General features: G+C 41.1%; 17 protein-coding genes and 10 tRNA genes. 6 read left to right on the top strand and 21 right to left on the bottom strand.

The genetic code is table 11. The features are described from left to right. Nucleotides 1-161 precede the first annotated feature (161 nt). Entirely contained in the window at nucleotides 162-1,172 is a 1,011-nt protein-coding gene (locus AC0L7Q_RS10285) for an RDD family protein (RefSeq protein WP_413402561.1), read from the top strand. Between the two features lie 239 nt (nucleotides 1,173-1,411). Here AC0L7Q_RS10285 and lnt read toward each other — a convergent pair whose 3' ends face one another. Genes lnt through miaB form a run of 5 tightly spaced genes read right to left on the bottom strand, consistent with a single transcriptional unit; the run spans nucleotide 1,412 to nucleotide 6,871 of the window. Further along, entirely contained in the window at nucleotides 1,412-2,962 is a 1,551-nt protein-coding gene (gene lnt / locus AC0L7Q_RS10280) for an apolipoprotein N-acyltransferase (protein ID WP_413402559.1), read from the bottom strand. Next, nucleotides 2,943-3,827, bottom strand: coding sequence for a CNNM family magnesium/cobalt transport protein CorC (gene corC / locus AC0L7Q_RS10275; protein WP_010388331.1), 885 nt, complete (start codon nucleotides 3,825-3,827; stop codon nucleotides 2,943-2,945). The genes lnt and corC overlap by 20 nt, the downstream gene beginning before the upstream one ends. A gap of 22 nt (nucleotides 3,828-3,849) precedes the next feature. Continuing rightward, nucleotides 3,850-4,308 (bottom strand): rRNA maturation RNase YbeY, encoded by a 459-nt coding sequence (gene ybeY, locus AC0L7Q_RS10270; protein WP_010388332.1) that lies wholly within the window; start codon nucleotides 4,306-4,308, stop codon nucleotides 3,850-3,852. A gap of 4 nt (nucleotides 4,309-4,312) precedes the next feature. Next, entirely contained in the window at nucleotides 4,313-5,371 is a 1,059-nt protein-coding gene (locus AC0L7Q_RS10265) for a PhoH family protein (protein ID WP_008115160.1), read from the bottom strand. Between the two features lie 54 nt (nucleotides 5,372-5,425). Continuing rightward, a complete protein-coding gene (miaB, locus tag AC0L7Q_RS10260; RefSeq protein WP_010388336.1) occupies nucleotides 5,426-6,871 on the bottom strand; it encodes a tRNA (N6-isopentenyl adenosine(37)-C2)-methylthiotransferase MiaB in 1,446 nt (481 codons plus the stop codon). A gap of 257 nt (nucleotides 6,872-7,128) precedes the next feature. Between miaB and AC0L7Q_RS10255 the strand changes: the two genes are divergently transcribed. Then, nucleotides 7,129-8,310: an FAD-dependent oxidoreductase gene (locus tag AC0L7Q_RS10255; RefSeq protein WP_413402556.1), complete on the top strand. Its 1,182-nt coding sequence runs from the start codon at nucleotides 7,129-7,131 to the stop codon at nucleotides 8,308-8,310. Nucleotides 8,311-8,466: 156 nt separating this feature from the next. On the opposite strand, the gene AC0L7Q_RS10250 is transcribed toward AC0L7Q_RS10255, so the two are convergent. The 16 genes from AC0L7Q_RS10250 to lolB all read right to left on the bottom strand — a co-directional run bounded on the left by AC0L7Q_RS10250 (nucleotide 8,467) and on the right by lolB (nucleotide 15,102). Continuing rightward, nucleotides 8,467-8,541, bottom strand: a tRNA-Gln gene (locus tag AC0L7Q_RS10250). 39 nt (nucleotides 8,542-8,580) lie between these two features. Beyond that, a tRNA-Leu gene (locus AC0L7Q_RS10245) sits at nucleotides 8,581-8,665 on the bottom strand. A gap of 64 nt (nucleotides 8,666-8,729) precedes the next feature. Continuing rightward, a tRNA-Gln gene (locus AC0L7Q_RS10240) sits at nucleotides 8,730-8,804 on the bottom strand. Nucleotides 8,805-8,844: 40 nt separating this feature from the next. Next, nucleotides 8,845-8,929 (bottom strand) — tRNA-Leu (locus AC0L7Q_RS10235). Nucleotides 8,930-8,993: 64 nt separating this feature from the next. Next, nucleotides 8,994-9,068 (bottom strand) — tRNA-Gln (locus AC0L7Q_RS10230). A 41-nt stretch (nucleotides 9,069-9,109) separates the two neighbouring features. Further along, nucleotides 9,110-9,194 (bottom strand) — tRNA-Leu (locus AC0L7Q_RS10225). A 175-nt stretch (nucleotides 9,195-9,369) separates the two neighbouring features. Then, a tRNA-Met gene (locus AC0L7Q_RS10220) sits at nucleotides 9,370-9,446 on the bottom strand. 5 nt (nucleotides 9,447-9,451) lie between these two features. Continuing rightward, nucleotides 9,452-9,526, bottom strand: a tRNA-Gln gene (locus AC0L7Q_RS10215). A gap of 39 nt (nucleotides 9,527-9,565) precedes the next feature. Further along, nucleotides 9,566-9,650, bottom strand: a tRNA-Leu gene (locus AC0L7Q_RS10210). 69 nt (nucleotides 9,651-9,719) lie between these two features. Then, a tRNA-Met gene (locus AC0L7Q_RS10205) sits at nucleotides 9,720-9,796 on the bottom strand. A 310-nt stretch (nucleotides 9,797-10,106) separates the two neighbouring features. Next, the gene (gene ychF / locus AC0L7Q_RS10200; RefSeq protein ID WP_008115165.1) at nucleotides 10,107-11,198 is read right to left on the bottom strand and encodes a redox-regulated ATPase YchF; all 1,092 of its coding nucleotides are present in this window, start codon (nucleotides 11,196-11,198) and stop codon (nucleotides 10,107-10,109) included. Nucleotides 11,199-11,253: 55 nt separating this feature from the next. Beyond that, nucleotides 11,254-11,838 carry an aminoacyl-tRNA hydrolase gene (gene pth, locus AC0L7Q_RS10195; RefSeq protein WP_008115166.1) on the bottom strand — a complete coding sequence of 195 codons (585 nt, stop codon included), beginning with the start codon at nucleotides 11,836-11,838 and terminating at the stop codon, nucleotides 11,254-11,256. An 18-nt stretch (nucleotides 11,839-11,856) separates the two neighbouring features. After that, on the bottom strand, nucleotides 11,857-12,471 hold the full coding sequence (locus tag AC0L7Q_RS10190) for a 50S ribosomal protein L25/general stress protein Ctc (protein ID WP_010388341.1): 615 nt from the start codon (nucleotides 12,469-12,471) through the stop codon (nucleotides 11,857-11,859). 149 nt (nucleotides 12,472-12,620) lie between these two features. Then, complete coding sequence (locus tag AC0L7Q_RS10185) at nucleotides 12,621-13,568, bottom strand: ribose-phosphate pyrophosphokinase (protein WP_008115168.1); 948 nt, start codon at nucleotides 13,566-13,568, stop codon at nucleotides 12,621-12,623. Between the two features lie 86 nt (nucleotides 13,569-13,654). Beyond that, the gene (gene ispE / locus AC0L7Q_RS10180; RefSeq protein ID WP_413402552.1) at nucleotides 13,655-14,512 is read right to left on the bottom strand and encodes a 4-(cytidine 5'-diphospho)-2-C-methyl-D-erythritol kinase; all 858 of its coding nucleotides are present in this window, start codon (nucleotides 14,510-14,512) and stop codon (nucleotides 13,655-13,657) included. Between the two features lie 2 nt (nucleotides 14,513-14,514). Next, nucleotides 14,515-15,102, bottom strand: a complete 588-nt coding sequence (gene lolB / locus AC0L7Q_RS10175; protein ID WP_413402550.1) for a lipoprotein insertase outer membrane protein LolB — start codon at nucleotides 15,100-15,102, stop codon at nucleotides 14,515-14,517. A gap of 83 nt (nucleotides 15,103-15,185) precedes the next feature. Between lolB and hemA the strand changes: the two genes are divergently transcribed. From hemA to AC0L7Q_RS10155, 4 genes are read left to right on the top strand one after another with little or no spacing between them, the layout of a single operon-like run. Then, nucleotides 15,186-16,442, top strand: a complete 1,257-nt coding sequence (hemA, locus tag AC0L7Q_RS10170) for a glutamyl-tRNA reductase (protein WP_175610046.1) — start codon at nucleotides 15,186-15,188, stop codon at nucleotides 16,440-16,442. A gap of 7 nt (nucleotides 16,443-16,449) precedes the next feature. Next, complete coding sequence (gene prfA, locus AC0L7Q_RS10165; RefSeq protein ID WP_413402547.1) at nucleotides 16,450-17,535, top strand: peptide chain release factor 1; 1,086 nt, start codon at nucleotides 16,450-16,452, stop codon at nucleotides 17,533-17,535. Between the two features lie 2 nt (nucleotides 17,536-17,537). Beyond that, nucleotides 17,538-18,377 (top strand): peptide chain release factor N(5)-glutamine methyltransferase, encoded by an 840-nt coding sequence (gene prmC, locus AC0L7Q_RS10160; RefSeq protein WP_413402545.1) that lies wholly within the window; start codon nucleotides 17,538-17,540, stop codon nucleotides 18,375-18,377. A gap of 51 nt (nucleotides 18,378-18,428) precedes the next feature. Continuing rightward, nucleotides 18,429-19,982, top strand: a complete 1,554-nt coding sequence (locus AC0L7Q_RS10155) for a DUF3369 domain-containing protein (RefSeq protein ID WP_409423451.1) — start codon at nucleotides 18,429-18,431, stop codon at nucleotides 19,980-19,982. Nucleotides 19,983-19,990: the final 8 nt, after the last annotated feature.

The raw sequence follows: 19,990 nt of genomic DNA, 5'->3' as shown, positions 1-19,990 counted from the left end.
TAAATAATGTTAACTTTATATTTGTAAATGGTTGTAACTTTTGTATCTAATAATTTTTGGTTTTGAGGTGTTTTTATTTTAAATAGAGATGAGTTCGCTTGAGCAAAAATTAAAAAGCGCGTAATTTAACCGCGTTACCTATTTTAATAACAAGTATAATAATGAAAGCACAAGAATTAGAACAATTAGCGTTATCTAAAGCCGAAACCCGAGAAGTGATCACGCCGTATGCTTTTGAGGTTGATAATGCTTTACTTGGCTTGCCTTTGGCTTCGCCGACTCGGCGCGCATCAGCTATGATTATAGATGTTGCATTAATATTCTTAGCTGCAAAGCTCAGTGCAACTATTATTGCATTCGTTGCTGCGATGGCGTTTTACAAAGGAACGGCGCAGCAATACCTTCCTAAAATGTCGAGTGTGTGGCGGAGAATATTAAAAATAGTAGCAGCAAGTATTTTATTTGTAAGCGCTCTTGCTGTGCTTTCAATTGGTATCGATTATTTAGAAGGCGATGACTCTGATCAAGGCTTAACTGTTCAAGGCTTAAAAATACAGGATGACATTCAGCTTACCTCCACAGAAAAAAGGCAGGTAAATGCTTACTTAGTGCAAACAGCAGACGAAAGCTGTGAGCAATCTTGTCAACAAAATGCACTTGATAACTTGATAGGGCAAGTACCCAAATTAGCCGAAATGGACGACCTACAAAACCCACAACTTGCAAAAGCATTTTTACAATTATTAGTGCTTAGTGAAAATAATGAATTAAAGCTTACGCAGTTAATAGAAGATAAACCCGCACAAACAACCACACACAGTATTTTGCAGTGGGGTAAAGGGATTATTCAAGATTTAGGTTTGGGTTTTGGCTGGGCGGCTGTGTACTTCACACTGTTTTCTTTATTATGGCGCGGTCAAACCCCTGGTAAAAAGCTCTGTAACACCAGAGTGGTGGCATTAAGTGGTGAATCACTGGGTTTACTTGATTGTTTTGGCCGCTACGGTGGTTACGGTGCAGGTTTTGCCACCGGCTTGTTAGGCTTTTTACAAGTATACTGGGACCCAAACAGGCAAGCCATTCAAGATAAAATATCAGCCACTGTGGTTATTCAAGGGAATGTGAACCAAGTTGTAAATGTGCAAACAGTAGAAAGTGCAGTTAAAGATTAGTTTTGGTTAACATAACTTCATAAAGCTATAGGTATATTTATTTTGAATTGCGATACCACTACTAGATGGCAATATAATGAGTAACGCTAAAGAGTACTATCAAGTTAGTCTGCTAAATTTGAGGGAGTGATATAGTTACTTATTCAGGTTGTCTTTAGAATAAGTAATTTTAGAAGCCAAATAAATACATTTAAAAATGTAGGGCTAAATATGTAGGCTCTACATCTTAAATAGCGAGATTAACTTCTAAACCTAACCCCAAATCCAATCATACCCAATAACAATACAAATCCCCATACAAACACATTGCCAAATTGGCTATACAGGCTATCCCCTTGTATGAGCTTTATATTGGCTTTGAGTGTGGTAGCTTCAAACTGTGGCATAGTTTGGCGTGTTTGGTTTATGGGGTCGTATACGCCACTTATACCGTTGTTGGTAACACGTACTAGTGGACGTTGTAGTTCAAGGGCGCGCATGCGGGCAATTTGCATATGCTGGTGAGGGCCGATTGAATCACCAAACCAGGCATCATTACTCACCGTAAATAATATGTCTGAGTCGCTTTTGTAGTTACCACGCACTAAATCAGCAAATACTATTTCGTAGCAAATAGCAGGCAGTAGGTTAAAGCCATTCGCACGTAAATTATCTTGTACTTTATCTCCGCGAGAGAACGATGACATAGGCAAATCAAATAACGGAGCTATAGGGCGGAGTATTTCTTCAAAGGGAACAAACTCACCAATCGGCAGTAATTGATGCTTTTGATAGCGGTTACTGTCTAAGTAACGATAGTGGCCGTGTTCATCATTTTGCTCTTTGTTACCGACCACAATCAGCGTATTGAAAATGGTTTTAGTGTCGCGTTGGTAATCTACAATACCAGTCACTAATGCAGTTTTATTGAATGAGGCGGCACTGTCTAAACCTGCTAAATATGAATCGGCAAGGGCTTCTATTTCAGGCACTGCAGCTTCAGGCCACACAATTAAATCGGCATCCCAGTGACGGCGCGTCATATCCTGATACTTACTCATGGTGGTCCAAAACTCACTGGGGTCAAAGCGCAAGTGTTGTTTTATATTACCTTGTACAAGCAGCACAGAGAGGTCTTTCTCGGAGTAATGGGTTGCCTTTGTAAAGTGTGCGCCTGTGAAGGCAAGCAAAATCACAGCAGCGATAGCAACAGGCATTTTAAATTGTTTTTGCGTTAAGCTGTACAATGCAAAGCCAATGGCAATACATAATAGCGTGAGCCCAAATTCACCAATTAAAGGAGCAAGGGCATTCAGAGGACTATCGGTTTGTGTATAGCCAAAGCTTAACCAAGGAAAACCAGTTAACAGGTTGGCACGCAAATATTCACTAATAGCAAAACAAGGGAGTAATAGCGCTGCAAAACTTATAGAGCCGTTTGAAAAGCGAGTGGTTGCCCACAGCGCCAGCGCAGGAAATAACGCAAGGTAGCTACAAAGCAGTGCCATTAATGCAATTGAGGCGATAAGTGGCATACCGCCAAAGGTGGCGATAGAAACATGTACCCAACTTATACCTGCACCAAACCAGCCTAAACCAAATATAAAGCCATATTTAGCGGCTGTTTTAGCATGTACTTTTCCATTGAGGTTTGCAGGAATACAAAAAAATAGCGAGCCTATGCTAAAAAATACAATCGGCCAAATACCAAAAGGAGCGTAGCTAAAAGTTAAAACAAGGCCCGCAACCAGTGCGAGCCATGCTTTTTTATCTTTTGCTAGTAGGGTGAGACTAGTTAGCAGTTTCTTCACTGTCGTTATCATCAGCCTTAGGAATGGTGACTTGCAGTTGCAATATACGACGATTATCAGAATTGGTTACTTTAAACTGAAATCCTTCTATATCGATGGTTTCGCCACGGCTCGGCATGTGGCCAAAGGCGTGTAACACGGTACCACCAATAGTGTCGGCATCTTGCGAGCTATAACCTGATTTAAAATGCTCGTTAAAGTCATCTACAGGGGTCAGTGCCTGCACAACGTAAACATGCTTAGCCAGTTGACGAATATCTTGTTGTTCTTCTTCTTCATCGTGCTCATCTTCGATTTCGCCTACAATGATCTCAAGAATATCTTCAATGGTTACTAAACCCGATACACCGCCGTATTCGTCTATCACGATTGCCATATGGTAGCGTTGCTGACGAAATTCATTAAGCAGGGTATCGACCCGTTTACTTTCAGGCACTACCATAGCAGGGCGCAAATAGTCACGTAGCGATGGTAAATGCTCATCTTTATTTAAAATGAGGGGTAATAAGTCTTTTGCGAGTAAAATCCCTTCTACATGGTCTTTATCTTCACACACCACCGGAAAACGAGAGTGGGTAGAGTCAACCATCATAGGTATGTGCTCTTCAAGCGGGCTATCAATTTCCAAAGTGACCATTTGTGAGCGCGGGATCATAATATCTCGCACTTTAAGCTCAGACACGCCAAGCACACCCTCAATCATTTCTTTGGTTTCAGGATCGATTACATCCCGCTCTTGGGCATCGGCAATTACCTCAACCAGCTCTTCTCTATTCTGGGGTTCCCCTTGCAACATCTGGGTTATACGACCCAGCCAAGTTTTGCCAGAAGAACCCTGGCTAGATTGCGAGTTATCGTCGCTCATTACGTCTAATTGCTCCGTTTATTTAAATATCGTCCCGATATGGGTCTGCTATGTTTAGTTCAGCAAGTAATTGCTTTTCTATACTTTCCATCTCTAACGCGTCTTCACTCTTTATATGGTCAAATCCAAGTAAATGCAAGCATCCATGAATAACCATATGAGCAAAGTGGTCATGAAATGACTTTTCTTGCTCTTGCGCCTCAGCCAAAACAATGGCAGGGCAAATAATTAAGTCACCCACAAGTGGGATATCAATACCCGGTGGCGCTTCAAATTCAAATGATAATACGTTGGTGGGTTTATTTTTACCACGGTAGTCATTATTGAGCTGTTGTGACTGTTCCTCATCGCTAATAACAATGGTCAGCTCAGACTCATCACGATATTGGCTAAGTACTTTATCGGCCCACATGGCAAACTGCTCAAGGCTGGGTAAGTTGTCAAACTCACACGCTATTTGTAAATCAAGTTCTGTTTTCACGGTATTACTCTTTAGTAGCAGGTTGCTCATGAGCGGCGAGCGCTTCTTTGGCTTGTTGTTTCTCTAATCGCTTAAGGCGTTCACGCTCATCGTTGCGCTCATACGCTTCTACAATGCGTGCAACTACAGGGTGGCGTACCACATCGTGCGATTTGAAAAAGTTAAAGCTAATTTCATCAACGCCATCTAATACTTCAATAGCATGGCGAAGACCAGAGCGCGCACCCCGAGGTAAATCAACTTGGGTTATATCGCCGGTGATCACTGCTTTAGAATTAAAACCAATACGGGTTAAGAACATTTTCATTTGCTCTGTGGTGGTATTTTGGCTTTCATCTAAAATAATAAACGCATCATTAAGTGTGCGCCCACGCATGTAAGCTAGTGGCGCAATTTCAATGATGTTTTTTTCAATCAGTTTTTCAACACGCTCAAAGCCAAGCATTTCAAATAAGGCATCGTAAAGTGGACGTAAGTAAGGGTCTATTTTTTGGCTTAAGTCACCCGGTAAAAAGCCGAGTTTTTCACCCGCTTCAACCGCAGGGCGAGTGAGCAATATACGGCGTATTTCTTGGCGCTCTAGTGCATCAACTGCCGCTGCAACTGCAAGATAGGTTTTACCTGTACCTGCAGGGCCAATACCAAAGGTAATGTCGTGGTGCAAAATATTAGCAACATACAAGCCTTGGTTATCGTTACGCGGTTTAATAACGCCACGACGGGTTTTAATCATCATTTCTTTGCCGTAGGCACTACTTGAGGTGTCTTGCTCAAGCGCTTTAGACTCAGTGATGGCTAAATGTACGTTGTCAGGCTCAATTTCGCCAATTTCCCCACGTACAGGTTGAGTATCAATATAAAGGTTTTTTAAGATCTCTACCGCGCCGGCGCTACTGTGTAGTTTACCGGTTACTTTAAAAAAGTTATCACGATGAATAATTTCAACACCTAGACGGCGTTCAATTTGTTTGATGTTTTCGTCAAACGGGCCACATAATGAAGAAAGGCGTTTGTTGTCGGCAGGTTCTAAATAAATCTCTAATGTTTTTAACTGATTACTCAAAATTACTTCCTATTACAGTGCGCCAGCGTTAACTGGCGCAATGAGTTTTTGCAACTAAGGTACGAAAGTAGCAACGCCAATTTCGTTAGCTGTCTCGGTTTTTTGCTCACTCGCTGCTTTGGTTAAAATAGCAGAAGGCGCAATTTCGCGGCGTAAGTTCATTTCTGATTCTGTACGAATTAAATCGCCACGTAAAGAGTTTGGTAACGCCTCGGTAATACGTACATCAACAAACTGACCGATCACTGTGTGTGGGCCAACAAAGTTAACTACACGGTTATTTTCAGTTCGGCCACGTAGTTCCATCGGGTTCTTCTTAGAAGGACCTTCAACTAAAATACGTTGCTCAGTATCAAACATTTGGCGGCTAATTTGCTGTGCCATTTGCGTAATACGGTTTTGCAATAAGTAAAGGCGCTCTTTTTTCTCTTGCTCGGTTACGTCATCTGGTAAATCGGCCGCTGGTGTACCTGGGCGTGCACTGTAAATAAAGCTAAAGCTCATATCAAAACCAATATCGTTGATAAGGTTCATGGTAGCTTCAAAATCGGCCTTGCTTTCACCTGGGAAACCTATGATGAAATCTGACGACATGCTTAGGTTAGGGCGAATTTTACGTAGCTTACGAATTGTTGATTTGTACTCAAGAGCAGTATGGCCGCGTTTCATTAAGTTTAAAACACGGTCTGAACCACTTTGTACTGGAAGGTGTAAGTGATCAACCAGCTCAGGCACATCAGCGTACGCATCAATAATGTCTGGTGTAAACTCTACAGGGTGTGAGGTGGTGTAACGAATACGGTCAATCCCGTCAATTGCAGCCACTAAACGAATGAGATCTGAGAAATAGCAAATTTCACCATCGTGTGTATCACCACGGTATGCATTTACGTTTTGACCTAATAGGTTAACTTCACGTACGCCTTGCTCGGCTAACTGTGCAACTTCTAATAATACATCATCAACAGGGCGGCTTACTTCTTCACCACGGGTGTAAGGCACAACACAGAAAGTACAGTATTTAGAACAACCTTCCATAATTGATACAAACGCAGAAGGACCTTCCGCTTTAGGTTCAGGTAAGCGGTCAAATTTTTCAATCTCAGGAAATGAAATATCAACTACAGATGAACCTTTATCGCCTTGTACTTGTTTAATCATCTCAGGTAAACGGTGCAAAGTTTGTGGACCAAAAATAACATCTACAAACGGAGCACGTTGGCGAATTGAATCACCTTCTTGAGATGCAACACAGCCGCCTACACCAATAATAAGGTCTGGTTTGTCATCTTTTAATAACTTCCAACGACCTAGTTGGTGAAATACTTTTTCTTGCGCTTTTTCACGAATTGAACAGGTGTTAAGTAAGATAACATCAGCATCAGCAGCTTCTTCAGTTAGCTGATAGCCGTTGGTAGCATCTAGAAGATCAGCCATTTTCTGAGAGTCGTATTCGTTCATCTGACAACCCCAGGTTTTAATATGCAGCTTTTTGCTCATTGAAATATAGCCTCGTGTTCAATTCGATAGTGGCACAAATATGTGCTAGAAACAGGTATAAGTGGCGGAATTATTAAAATTTCGCTCGACTTAAAGGACGCGTATTTTAGCTGGATACACGCCCAAAACCAAGTATAGATTTCATGTTTGTGATCTGAAATCAATATAGTATGGGTTTAATAATAGAATTAAGCGAAGCGCTCACACTGAGCAAACTAATTACGATACAATCTAAGCAGAGTTAAGTCAGAATTAAAATGATGAAAAACATGGCTAAAAATAATGTAATTGTAGTAGGGGGCGGCATGGTTGGTGCCGCCATGGCTATTAAATTAGCGCAACAAGGCAAAACCGTACGTGTTATTGAAAAACACCTAATAGATGCATCACAGGTACTTAGTAGTGATGATGTCGATATACGTGTTTCGGCTATTAACCGCTTTTCTGAAAAACTGCTTGATCAGCTCGGTGCAATGCCATTACTACGAGCAAATAGGTTGGCTCCCTATGAACAATTAGAGACCTTTGAACGGGGTAACGATCATTTATTATTTGATTGTCATACTATTAATACTACCCATTTAGGTCATTTAATTGAGAATAAGCTAATTCAAGCCAGTTTATGGCAGCAATTTGAGCAACATAATATTGAAATGATTAACCCTTCATCGGCTTTAACTGCAATAGAGCAAAACCCTGATAGCATTAGCTTGCACTATAACGAACAAAGCTATATTGCTGATTTAGTCATTGCAGCGGATGGTGGGCAATCACAATTACGCAGCAAAGCCAACATTGGTATAACCGGATGGCAATATCAGCAGCATTGTATGGGCGTGCTAATAAAGCTCGATGCGCCGCAACAAGTTAAAACATGGCAGCAGTTTACGCCTTCGGGGCCTGTTGCGTTTTTACCTATGCAAGCACCTTATGCAAATTTAATTTGGTATGACGATGCAAATACCCTCAAGGCATTTAAAGCCCTATCGCCTAGCGCATTAAAAGCTCATATTATTGAAAAGTTTCCAAAGCTTGCTGGTGATTTTGAAGTACAAAGCCATGCTATATTTCCTCTAGCAAGGCAGCATGCCAATAATTATTCACAAGACAGACTCGTTTTAGTGGGGGACGCGGCGCACACCATTAATCCTCTGGCAGGACAGGGTGTTAATTTAGGTTTTCAAGATGTAGCTGCTTTAGCTGAAGTGTTGCGTACAGCTGATGATGTAGGGTGCCCGCTAATGCTTAAAGAATACGAGCGTAGTCGTCGTAATGCTAATTTATTAATGATGAGTATGATGGATGCTTGCTACTTTGGTTTCTCAAACCAAATAGCCCCATTAAAATGGGCGCGCAGCACATTTTTAAAGTTAGCTAATAATACAGGGCCGGTAAAAAACTGGGTATTAAAATACGCAATAAGCGGTGAGCTCACTTAATTAAGCGAATTGGTATAAAAGGCTCAAATTTGGGTCTTTTTTTATGCCCAAGAAAAAGTGGTGTAGGTTATAAAGGTAGAAAAAGAATAAAAGATATAAATTATATAATTGGAGTTTAGGATAAATCGTGAAGTGTAATTAAAGATGTGTGCAAATTGGCTGGGATACCAGGATTTGAACCTGGGAATGCCAGGATCAAAACCTGGTGCCTTACCGCTTGGCGATATCCCAACTCTAAATTTGGATGAGTTTTAGTTCTAGTTAAGAACATGGTGCGGAAGGAGAGACTTGAACTCTCACATCCTAAGATACTGGAACCTAAATCCAGCGCGTCTACCAATTCCGCCACTCCCGCATAAAGGCTTATATTTATACTCTTAACAGAGTTTTCTTATGCAACGTTCTTTGGTAGAAGAAGTTGGCTGGGATACCAGGATTTGAACCTGGGAATGCCAGGATCAAAACCTGGTGCCTTACCGCTTGGCGATATCCCAACTAAGAAATTGCTGATAATTTTAATTCTTATCAAGAATGTGGTGCGGAAGGAGAGACTTGAACTCTCACATCCTAAGATACTGGAACCTAAATCCAGCGCGTCTACCAATTCCGCCACTCCCGCATACTGGCTTATATTTATACTCTTAACAGAGCTTTCTTATACAACGTTCTTTGATAGAAGAAGTTGGCTGGGATACCAGGATTTGAACCTGGGAATGCCAGGATCAAAACCTGGTGCCTTACCGCTTGGCGATATCCCAACTAAGAAATTGCTGATAATTTTAATTCTTATCAAAGAATATGGTGCGGAAGGAGAGACTTGAACTCTCACATCCTAAGATACTGGAACCTAAATCCAGCGCGTCTACCAATTCCGCCACTCCCGCATCGAGTATACAGGTATTCATGTTTTGGAACCTAAATCCAGCGTCTTATTCAAGACAACTGCCAATTCCGCCACTCCTGCATTATCACTTTGAATTAATCAAAGAAATGGTAGTTATTTTAAACTCTTCATTGAGTTGCAATTTAACTCTTGCAGAGCCACTTCTAGAAAATAAATGGTGGCTAAGACGGGATTTGAACCTGTGACCCCATCATTATGAGTGATGTGCTCTAACCAGCTGAGCTACTTAGCCATTGTTGGCTGGGATACCAGGATTTGAACCTGGGAATGCCAGGATCAAAACCTGGTGCCTTACCGCTTGGCGATATCCCAACAATAAACAATTGATAGTTTTAATTCTTATCAAGAATATGGTGCGGAAGGAGAGACTTGAACTCTCACATCCTAAGATACTGGAACCTAAATCCAGCGCGTCTACCAATTCCGCCACTCCCGCATTATTACTTTGAATTAATCAAAGAAATGGTAGTTATTTTAAACTCTTCATTGAGCAACAAAAAATAAATGGTGGCTAAGACGGGATTTGAACCTGTGACCCCATCATTATGAGTGATGTGCTCTAACCAGCTGAGCTACTTAGCCATCTTTTTTGTTAGCACTTCATCGCTGAGTGCGGGGCGTATTATGCTGATATGCCCCAAATTCGTCAACACCTTTTTTGCAAAAAAACACTTAAGTTGGTTTGTTTGCAGGAAAAATAGGCTAACCGGCTACTTTTTAATTAAAACGTTGCTTTTTTAACACTCTTTATGAGCTGAGTATTATAATTTTAGCTTTGCTTTACGTTTGAAAGCTTATTACTAGGGTAGACTAATATTCGGCTGAAAATAAAAAAGGCCCGTAAAACGAGCCTTTTAAAACAATTAGCCACTCAAGGTGGCGCAGTGATTAATTATACGTTGAACAAGAAGTTCATTACATCGCCATCTTTAACAATGTATTCTTTACCTTCTTGACGCATTTTACCTGCTTCTTTTGCACCGCTTTCGCCTTTACATGCAATAAAGTCATCAAAAGCAATTGTTTGTGCACGGATAAAGCCACGTTCAAAGTCGGTATGGATTTTACCTGCAGCTTGTGGCGCTGTTGCACCCACAGGGATAGTCCATGCACGAACTTCTTTTACACCCGCAGTAAAGTAGGTTTGTAAATGCAGTAATTCATAACCGCCACGAATAACAAGGTTAAGCCCTGGCTCTTCAAGACCAAGGTCAGCCATAAACTCTAACTTGTCTTCATCTTCAAGCTCAGAAAGCTCAGACTCGATGGCAGCACACACAGGTACAACAACCGCATCTTCAGCGGCAGCTATTTCACGCACACGATCAAGTAGTGGGTTATTTTCAAATCCATCTTCTGCTACATTGGCAATATACATAGTTGGTTTGATGGTTAAGAAGTTAATAGGTGCAATTGCTGCTTTTTCTTCTTTTGTTAGTGCTAAAGAACGTAAAGTTAAGCCTTCATCAAGATGCACTTTTACTTTTTCAAGTACTGCATTTTGCTCTTTTGCGTCTTTATCACCGCCTTTTGCTTTTTTTGCATTACGGAAAATTGCTTTATCAGCACTGTCCATATCAGCAAGTACAAGCTCAGTGTTGATCACGTCAATGTCGTCCGCAGGGTCAATAGTACCCGCTACGTGAATAACGTTTTCATCTTCAAAACAGCGAACTACATGGCCAATCGCATCTGTTTCACGAATATTTGCTAAAAACTGATTGCCTAGGCCTTCACCTTTCGATGCACCTTTAACTAAACCTGCAATATCCACAAATTCCATACTTGTTGTAAGAATACGTTGTGGGTTAACAATTTTAGCAAGTTCGTCTAGGCGAGGATCTGGCACCGGTACCACACCTGTATTAGGTTCAATGGTACAAAAAGGAAAGTTAGCGGCTTCAATACCCGCTTTAGTCAATGCATTGAAAAGTGTTGATTTACCAACATTAGGCAAGCCAACGATGCCACATTTAAAACCCATAGTAAGATACCTTGTTTAGATTCGTTTAAAACGTGTGTACGTATACCCCTAAAAATTAGGGTTTAAACGAATGTAGTCTGTTTTGTGCTTTTAACACACCGTCTTTAGCAAGTATTTCCATACAACGAACTGCTTCATCAACTGCGGCATCCATTTTTTCCTGATCTTCCTTGGCTGCTTTTCCAAGCACCCAACCGGTGACCATTTCACGATGTCCTGGATGACCAACACCTATGCGTAAGCGCATAAAGTCTTTTTGATTTGCCATTTTTGCAATAATGTCTTTTAAGCCATTATGACCGCCATGTCCGCCGCCTTTTTTTAATTTGGCAACGCCTGGGTCTAAATCCAATTCATCATGGGCGACAAGTATGTCTTCCACTGGGATTTTAAAAAAATTGGCTAAACTACTCACCGCTTTGCCACTTAAGTTCATGTAAGTGGTGGGGATCAGTAATTTGAATTCTTTGCCTTGAATAATCACTTTGCCAGTAAGGCCGTGATATTTAGGGTCGTGTTTTAGCGTGCAGTTGTAGCGTGCAGCGAGTTCTTGAATGAACCAAGCACCTGCGTTGTGGCGTGTATTTGCGTATTCGGGGCCTGGATTAGCCAGGCCCACAAGCATTTGAATAGAATTCAAGGTGCGAGACCTTAAATATTATTCTGCAGCGTCTGAAGCGTCGTCTTCAGTTGGAGCTGCTTTGTTAGCTTTGATAGTAACGATAGACTGATCGTGGCCTTCGCCTTTACCAAGCTCAACAGATTGAACACCTTTAGGGAACGCAAGATCTGTAAGGTGGATTGAATCACCAGCTACAAGATCAGATACGTCTACTTCGATGAATTCTGGAAGTGACTTAGGAAGACAAGAAATCTCAACTTCAGTTAACTGGTGAACAACAGTTGCACCTAACTTAGTTACTTTATCTTCACCGATGAAGTGTAAAGGAACCTTAGTTACTAGTTTGTGAGTTGCGTCTACACGTTGGAAATCAAGGTGAGTAAGCTTAGGCTTGAAAGGGTGACGTTGGATATCTTTTAAGATAGCTTCAACTTTCTCGCCACCTACATTTAATGTAAGGATGTGAGTGTAAAAGCCTTCGTCTTCTTGTGCTTTGATCATATCTTTATGTTCAAAAGTAAGCGATAAAGCTTCTTTATCAGCTCCATAAAGGATTGCCGGCACTTTGTCTTCGCGACGTAGGCGGCGGCTCGCACCAGTACCAGTTTCTACGCGAAGTTCAGCGTCATAAGTATAAGTTGTGTTAGACATGATGTCTCCAATAATTAAAAGTGTTAGGGCCTTTGCGACCAAGGTCCCTAGCCAAAAGGCGCGCTATCATACCACTGCGGGTTTATAAAATAAACATCACCTACAAAAAAAGCGCCAAAAGGCGCTTTTATACTCATTAATGTTTAACTTTAGTGTTCAAACATTGCCGAGATAGATTCTTCGTTGCTAATGCGACGAATAGTCTCTGCTAACATATCTGCAAGTGTTAATACTTTAACAATATCAAGCGCTTTAAGTTCGTCAGACAGTGGAATTGAGTCAGTTACAATCACTTCATCAATCACAGAGTTACGTAAGTTTTCTGCAGCTGTACCAGAAAGAATAGGGTGAGTAGCGTAAGCAAATACACGTTTAGCACCATGCTCTTTAAGGGCTTCAGCTGCTTTACACAATGTACCACCGGTATCAATCATGTCATCAACAATAATACAATCACGACCTTCAACGTCACCAATAATATGCATTACTTGAGAAACGTTAGCTTGAGGGCGACGTTTATCAATAATAGCTAGGTCGGTATCGTTTAATAGTTTTGCAATTGCACGGGCACGTACAACACCACCAATATCAGGTGATACAACAACCACGTCATCAAAGTCGCGGTTTTTCATATCTTCTAATAATACCGGGCTGCCAAATACGTTATCTACTGGTACATCGAAGAAGCCTTGGATTTGCTCAGCATGTAAATCAACCGTAAGAACGCGGTCAACACCTACACTTGATAAGAAATCCGCAACCACTTTAGCTGTAATTGGCACACGCGCAGAGCGTACACGACGATCTTGACGAGCATAACCAAAATAGGGAATAACAGCAGTGATACGACCGGCAGATGCACGGCGTAGCGCATCAACCATAACGATAAGTTCCATTAGGTTATCGTTAGTAGGGGCACAGGTTGATTGTAAGATAAAAACATCCGAGCCACGAACATTTTCATTAATTTGAACACTGATCTCACCGTCACTAAAACGGCCAACAACAGCATCGCCTAATTCAATATATAAACGTTTTGCAACTTTTTGAGCTAGGTCAGGTGTTGCGTTACCAGCGAAGAGCTTCATGTCAGGCACGGTAGGGTTCCTCAGGCACTGAATTTTTGGACTAACTTACATTGAATGAACAAAGTAGGTTAACTTATGATTACTTGTACGTTACTTCATTTATCAATGATGGCGGCTAACTCCGTGTGAGCAGGAGAAGTATTAACGCTTGATGCGATAAATCCCTGCCAAGTATGGGGGAGGTTAGCAAGTACATCTTGTGCTTGAACTTGACTAGCAAATTCAACAAAACAACATGAACCTGTTCCGGTCATCTTTGATGGGGCGTATTTTAGCAACCACTGCAGGGTTTTTTCAACCTCGGGACACAGCTTTTTCACTAAAGGCTCACAATCGTTAGTTAAAACCTGTTGTTGCCAGTCACCTGAAAGTTTAGGCGTGTCACGTTTTAAATCGGGGTGAGTAAATATTTGTGCAGTACTGACATGCTGGTTTGGAAAAACTACGCAGTACCATTTTTGTGGCAATTTAACATACTCTAATTGCTCGCCAATGCCATGTGCTATGGCACTTTTACCTTTAATGAATACAGGTACGTCTGCACCGAGCTTCAAGCCTAAATCTGCAAGTTCATCTAGTGTAAGAGCGGTATTCCACAGTGTATTCAGCGCTAGAAGTGTTGTTGCGGCATCGGATGAACCACCACCAACACCTCCGCCCATAGGCAAACGTTTAGTTAAATTTATTTTTGCACCTACATTCACTTTACACTGAGTTTGCAATAATAAAGCTGCTTTATAAATTAAGTTGTCAGTTAGTGCAATGCCATGAGTGTCGCCGCTAATACTAATATTTTTATCATTAGTAAGCGTAAAATGGAGCTCGTCGCCATAGTTTAAAAATGTAAACAGGGTTTCTAATTCATGATAGCCATCATCACGGCGACCATTAATATGTAAAAATAAATTTAGCTTCGCCGGCGCAATCAGCGAAAGTTCAAAGGGAGTATTCATAATTAGTTAAACTGCCAATCGTAGAGTTTGATTTTAATTTTAATCTTTTGATGGGTTAAGGTTAGCGCGTTAGGTAACCAAAAACCGTGTTTTTGTATGTAGCTGGTGTAGTTTATTTGCCATTTTTTGCCAGCGTCATCAAACCATAACACGCTTTTAGCACGGCCTAATTGATCGACTTCTAGGGTTTGATCGTCAATAGTGGCTTTTAACCACTGACCGGCGTTATTTACCGGTAAAGTAAACCCCGTTAAGCGTTGTAAAAGTTTACTCGCATTAGTATCAAAAAACTGTTGTTCATCAAATATTAATTCAGCCCCCACTGCGGTTTGTTTGAGCGATAAAATTCGGGTGCCAATAAATGTGGTTAACACTAAATGATTACTATTTTGTGTTTGTTGCCAATTTAAGTTAGCAGATTGGCGCTCATCAGGGCTAATAAACGCTAATTTACCTTCCACCTGCCAAGTTTTTTGTGTACTAAGACGTAACTTCCAGTCTTCGTAAGTTTTTGTATTGTAGTTGTTTTTATTGGCGCAGCCCGTTAAAAAAATAAATAACAGGGTTAAAATAAAATATTGTCGAATCAAATGTTGTTCCTTACTTTCCATATTCCTGAGATTTTTGATAAAATTGCCGCCTATGAAGTAGGGCTCAGCAATATTTGGCAGATATGACCATAATAGCACTTGGTATTAATCACAAAACCGCATCCGTAGATTTACGAGAAAAAGTGGCCTTTTCGCCTGAGCAAATTTCAGAGGCGCTTCAGCAATTAAGTGGTCATGCCGACTTTAATGAAGCGGTTATTGTATCTACCTGCAATCGCACTGAAGTGTATTGTAGCCTTGCGCAACAAAATTCCCAAACATTGTTGCAATGGTTAGCCAGTTTCCATGGTTTAGATGAACATGAACTGAGTAAAAACATCTACTGTTATGAAGACAGCGCAGCAATAAACCATTTAATGCGTGTAGCCTGCGGGCTTGATTCGCTGGTACTAGGTGAACCACAGATTTTAGGGCAAATAAAGCAAGCGTATAACAGTGCTAAAACCCACGATGCGGTGGGTGTAACTTTTGATCGTTTGTTTCAAAAAACCTTTTCAGTGGCAAAAGAAGTACGCACCGAAACTAACATTGGTGCGAGTGCAGTCTCGGTTGCGTTTGCTGCGGTTAATCTTGCAAAGCATATTTATGGCAAATTAGACAAAACCAAGGTGCTATTAATTGGTGCTGGTGAAACCATTGAGCTGGTAGCAAAACATTTATACCAAAATGAGCCACAAAAAATAACGGTAGCTAATAGAACAATAGAACGTGCTCGCGGCTTAGCGGATGAAGTGTCAGCAGATGTTATTGCCTTGGCACAATTACCAGAACGATTACACCAAGCCGATATTGTTATTAGCTCCACTGCCAGTACTTTACCTATTATTGGTAAAGGGGTGGTGGAACAAGCACTGAAACAACGTCGTTATAAGCCTATGCTATTTATAGATATTGCTGTTCCACGCGATATTGAAAGCCAAGTCGGAGAGCTTGACGACGCTTATTTATATTCTGTTGATGACTTACAAGCCATTGTTAGCGAAAACATGGCTGCACGTGAGCAAGCTGCAGAACAAGCACAAATTATTATTAGTGAGCGCACCAAAGAGTTTTTTATGTGGCTGCGTTCACTTGATTCAGTGGATTTAATTCGCCACTACCGTAATGATGTACAAACTACAAAAGCAGAACTTGTAGATAGGGCCCTAAGCCAACTTAATACAGGTAAAAATGCAGAAAAAGTAATTTTAGAGCTAGCCAATAAGTTAACCAATCGTTTAATGCACGCGCCTACCCGTGCCATCCAAGATGCAGCGAAAAAAGGTGAAGTGGCTCAGCTAAATCAATTAAAAAAAATGTTAGGTATAGATCAGGAATAACAGTTAAATGAAAGAGTCCGTTTATCGTAAATTAGAAACCTTAGTTGAGCGCTATGAAGAAGTACAAGCGCTATTAAGTGACCCATCGGTCATTAGTGATCAAAACCGCTTTCGTGCTCTTTCAAAAGAATACTCTGAGCTTGAAGAGGTGGTAAAAACATTTTTAGCTTACCAGCAAGCACAAGAAGACTTGAGCAGTTCTGAAGAAATGCTTAAAGATTCAGACCCTGAAATGCGCGAAATGGCACAAGAAGAATATAAAGAAGCAAAAGCACAGATTTCGATTTTAGAAGACGACATTCAAGTTTTAATGTTGCCTAAAGATCCAAAAGATAATAATAACGTGTTTTTAGAGGTTCGTGCTGGAACTGGGGGCGATGAAGCGGCTATTTTTGCTGGCGACTTATTCAGAATGTACAGCCGTTACGCAGAAACAAAAAAATGGAAAGTAGAAGTTGTTACCACCAACGAAGGTGAGCACGGTGGTTACAAAGAAGTAATTGCTAACATCAGCGGTGAAGGCGTTTACGGACAATTAAAATTTGAATCAGGCGTTCACCGTGTACAACGTGTCCCTGAAACTGAGTCTCAAGGCCGTGTACATACCTCAGCATGTACTGTAGCTGTTATGGCTGAAGTACCAGAAGCAGAAGCCATCGAAATCAATACTGCCGATATTAAAGTTGATACTTTTAGAGCGTCGGGCGCGGGTGGTCAGCACGTAAATAAAACCGACTCTGCCATTCGTATTACCCATTTACCTACGGGTGTAGTGGTTGAGTGTCAAGATGAGCGCTCTCAGCATAAAAACCGTGCTAAAGCGATGTCGGTATTGGCTGCGCGCCTTCAGCAAGCTGAAGATGAAAAGCGTCATGCTGCTGAAGCATCAGAACGTCGTAACTTAGTTGGTAGCGGCGATCGTTCTGAGCGTATTCGTACATACAACTATCCACAAGGTCGTATTACCGATCACCGTATTAACTTAACGCTTTATCGTCTTAATGAAGTGGTAGCAGGTGATTTAGGCGCCGTTGTTGAGCCACTAATGCAAGAGCATCAAGCCGATTTACTTGCAGCAATGGGCGACGATTAATCGTGACCCCTTCTGTTGAAAACGCTATTGCTACAGGTGCTAATTTATTAGCATCAAGTAGTGATAGCGCAAAGTTAGATGCACAAGTTTTACTGCTCAATATTTTACAAAAGCCACGAAGTTATTTATTTACTTGGCCTGAAAAACAGCTCACAGATGAGCAGTATCAGGCATTTCAATGTGCCTGTGAACGTCGCTTACAAGGCGAACCTGTTTCGCATATTACCGGCTGTCGTGAATTTTGGAGTTTGCAGTTTGAAGTGAACCCAACAACGCTAATCCCTCGACCTGATACAGAAACCTTAGTTGAGCTTGCGCTTGAGTGCAAAGTGCCTAAAAACGCGAAAGTACTTGATTTAGGCACGGGCACAGGGGCTATAGCACTGGCACTTGGGAGCGAAATGCCCTCATGGGATATTATTGCTGTTGATCGTATTGATGATGCGGTAGCGTTGGCAAAGCGCAACCAAGAGCGATTAGCTATTAATAATGTGACTGTTGAGCAGAGTAACTGGTTCAGTGCGTTAAAAAACAAAAAATTTGATCTAATTGTAACCAATCCACCCTATATAGAACATGACGATGTACACTTGCATCAAGGCGATGTGCGCTTTGAACCTTTGTCTGCATTAGTTGCGGATGATGCAGGATTAGCTGATATTAAACAAATAATTACACAATCACGTGACTATTTACATTCTAATGGCTATCTTTTAATTGAACACGGATTTGAGCAAAGTGCAGCTGTACGTCACATTTTAAATAAAATGGCGTTTATAAATGTAAGCACAGTGAAAGATCTTGGTAATAATGACCGCGTAACGTTCGGACAATGGCCTTAAATTATTTTTAATAGCTCCGTTGTTTGCATATGGTTTAAGGAATTCTATGTGATGGAAGATTTTTTATTTTCAAATGAACAACCACCTGAAGTAGCATGTGAAGAGCAAGGGACATGGAAAGTTTTAATAGTTGATGATGAGCCTGAGGTTCACGCTGTTACACGTTTAGCTTTAAGTGACTTTAAGTTCCAAGATAAACGGTTGGAATTTATAAGCGCATATTCAGGCGCAGAGGCAAAAAAGTTAATTGATGAGCACCCAGATGCAGCCATCATCCTACTCGATGTTGTAATGGAAACAGACGACGCTGGTTTGCAAGTCGCGAAGTACATACGCGATACCGTTAAAAATAATTACATTCGTATCATTTTACGTACAGGGCAACCAGGTCAAGCGCCGGAGCGTCAAGTCATTGTCAATTACGACATAAATGACTATAAATCTAAAACAGAACTCACCGCACAAAAACTATTCACCGTGATGATGGCTAGCCTTCGTTCGTATCGCGATATTATTTCTATTGAGCAGTCACGTGAAGGCCTAGAAAAAATAATCACTGCTTCTCGCAATATTTTTGCAACTCATTCAATGGATAATTTTATTGAAGGAGTGATGCAGCAGCTAACGTCTTTACTTAACGTGGCCGACGAAGCCATGTACGCCACTACCTTAGTTGCGCAAAATCCGTCAGAGGAATTAAACAAGAAACTGATTGTTTGCTCTGGCACCGGTGATTTTGCTAAGCGCGAAGGGGAAGAGCTTGAATCAGTATTAGCACAAGAGCAGCTTTTAGCGTGTCAAGAAGCCTTAGCCAACAAAGCAATTGTGTACAAAGATGACTATTTGTTTGCCTATTGTAGTAGTAAGTTTAATCATAATTCGATGTTATTTGTATCCGGGGTGCCATCGAAACTGACAGATACGCAACGAAATCTAATCGAAATTTTTTCTCAAAATGTGCAGTTGGCATTTGAAAATGTACAATTACATACTGAAGTTGAAGCTACCCAACAAGAACTTGTTTATCGTTTAAGTGAAGCGGTTGAACAACGCTCATGCGAGACGGGTAATCACGTAAAGCGGGTTGCTTATATTTGTTATGAGTTAGCAATAGGATATGGATTATCTGAAGAGCAAGCGAATTTAATTCGTTTTGCATCGCCTTTACATGATGTGGGTAAAATAGGTATTCCGGATGCTATTTTAAATAAACCCGGTAAATTAAACAGTGATGAGTGGGAAGTTATGAAAACCCATGCAGGCAAAGGCTACGCCATTTTAAAAGATTCACCGCGTAAAATAGTCAGTGCGGGGGCGTTAATTGCACAGCAACATCACGAAAAATGGGATGGGTCTGGTTACCCTTGCGGCTTAAAAGGCGAGAGTATCGATATTTTTGCTCGCATAGTGGCATTGGCCGATGTGTATGATGCACTGCGTCATAAACGGTGTTATAAAGGTGCGTGGACACTTGAAGAAGCCGTTGCTGAGATCAATGCAAACAAAGGTACGCATTTTGATCCTAAACTTGTTGATGTATTCAATGATAAACTTGAAGAACTTGAAGCGGTAATTTTACGCTTTCCTGATAAAACACATAACTAAACAGAAGT

This window comes from Pseudoalteromonas sp. KJ63-1, assembly GCF_055808145.1.
Note: the sequence above shows the minus strand (reverse complement) of the source record. Positions and strands in the feature narration are given on the sequence as shown.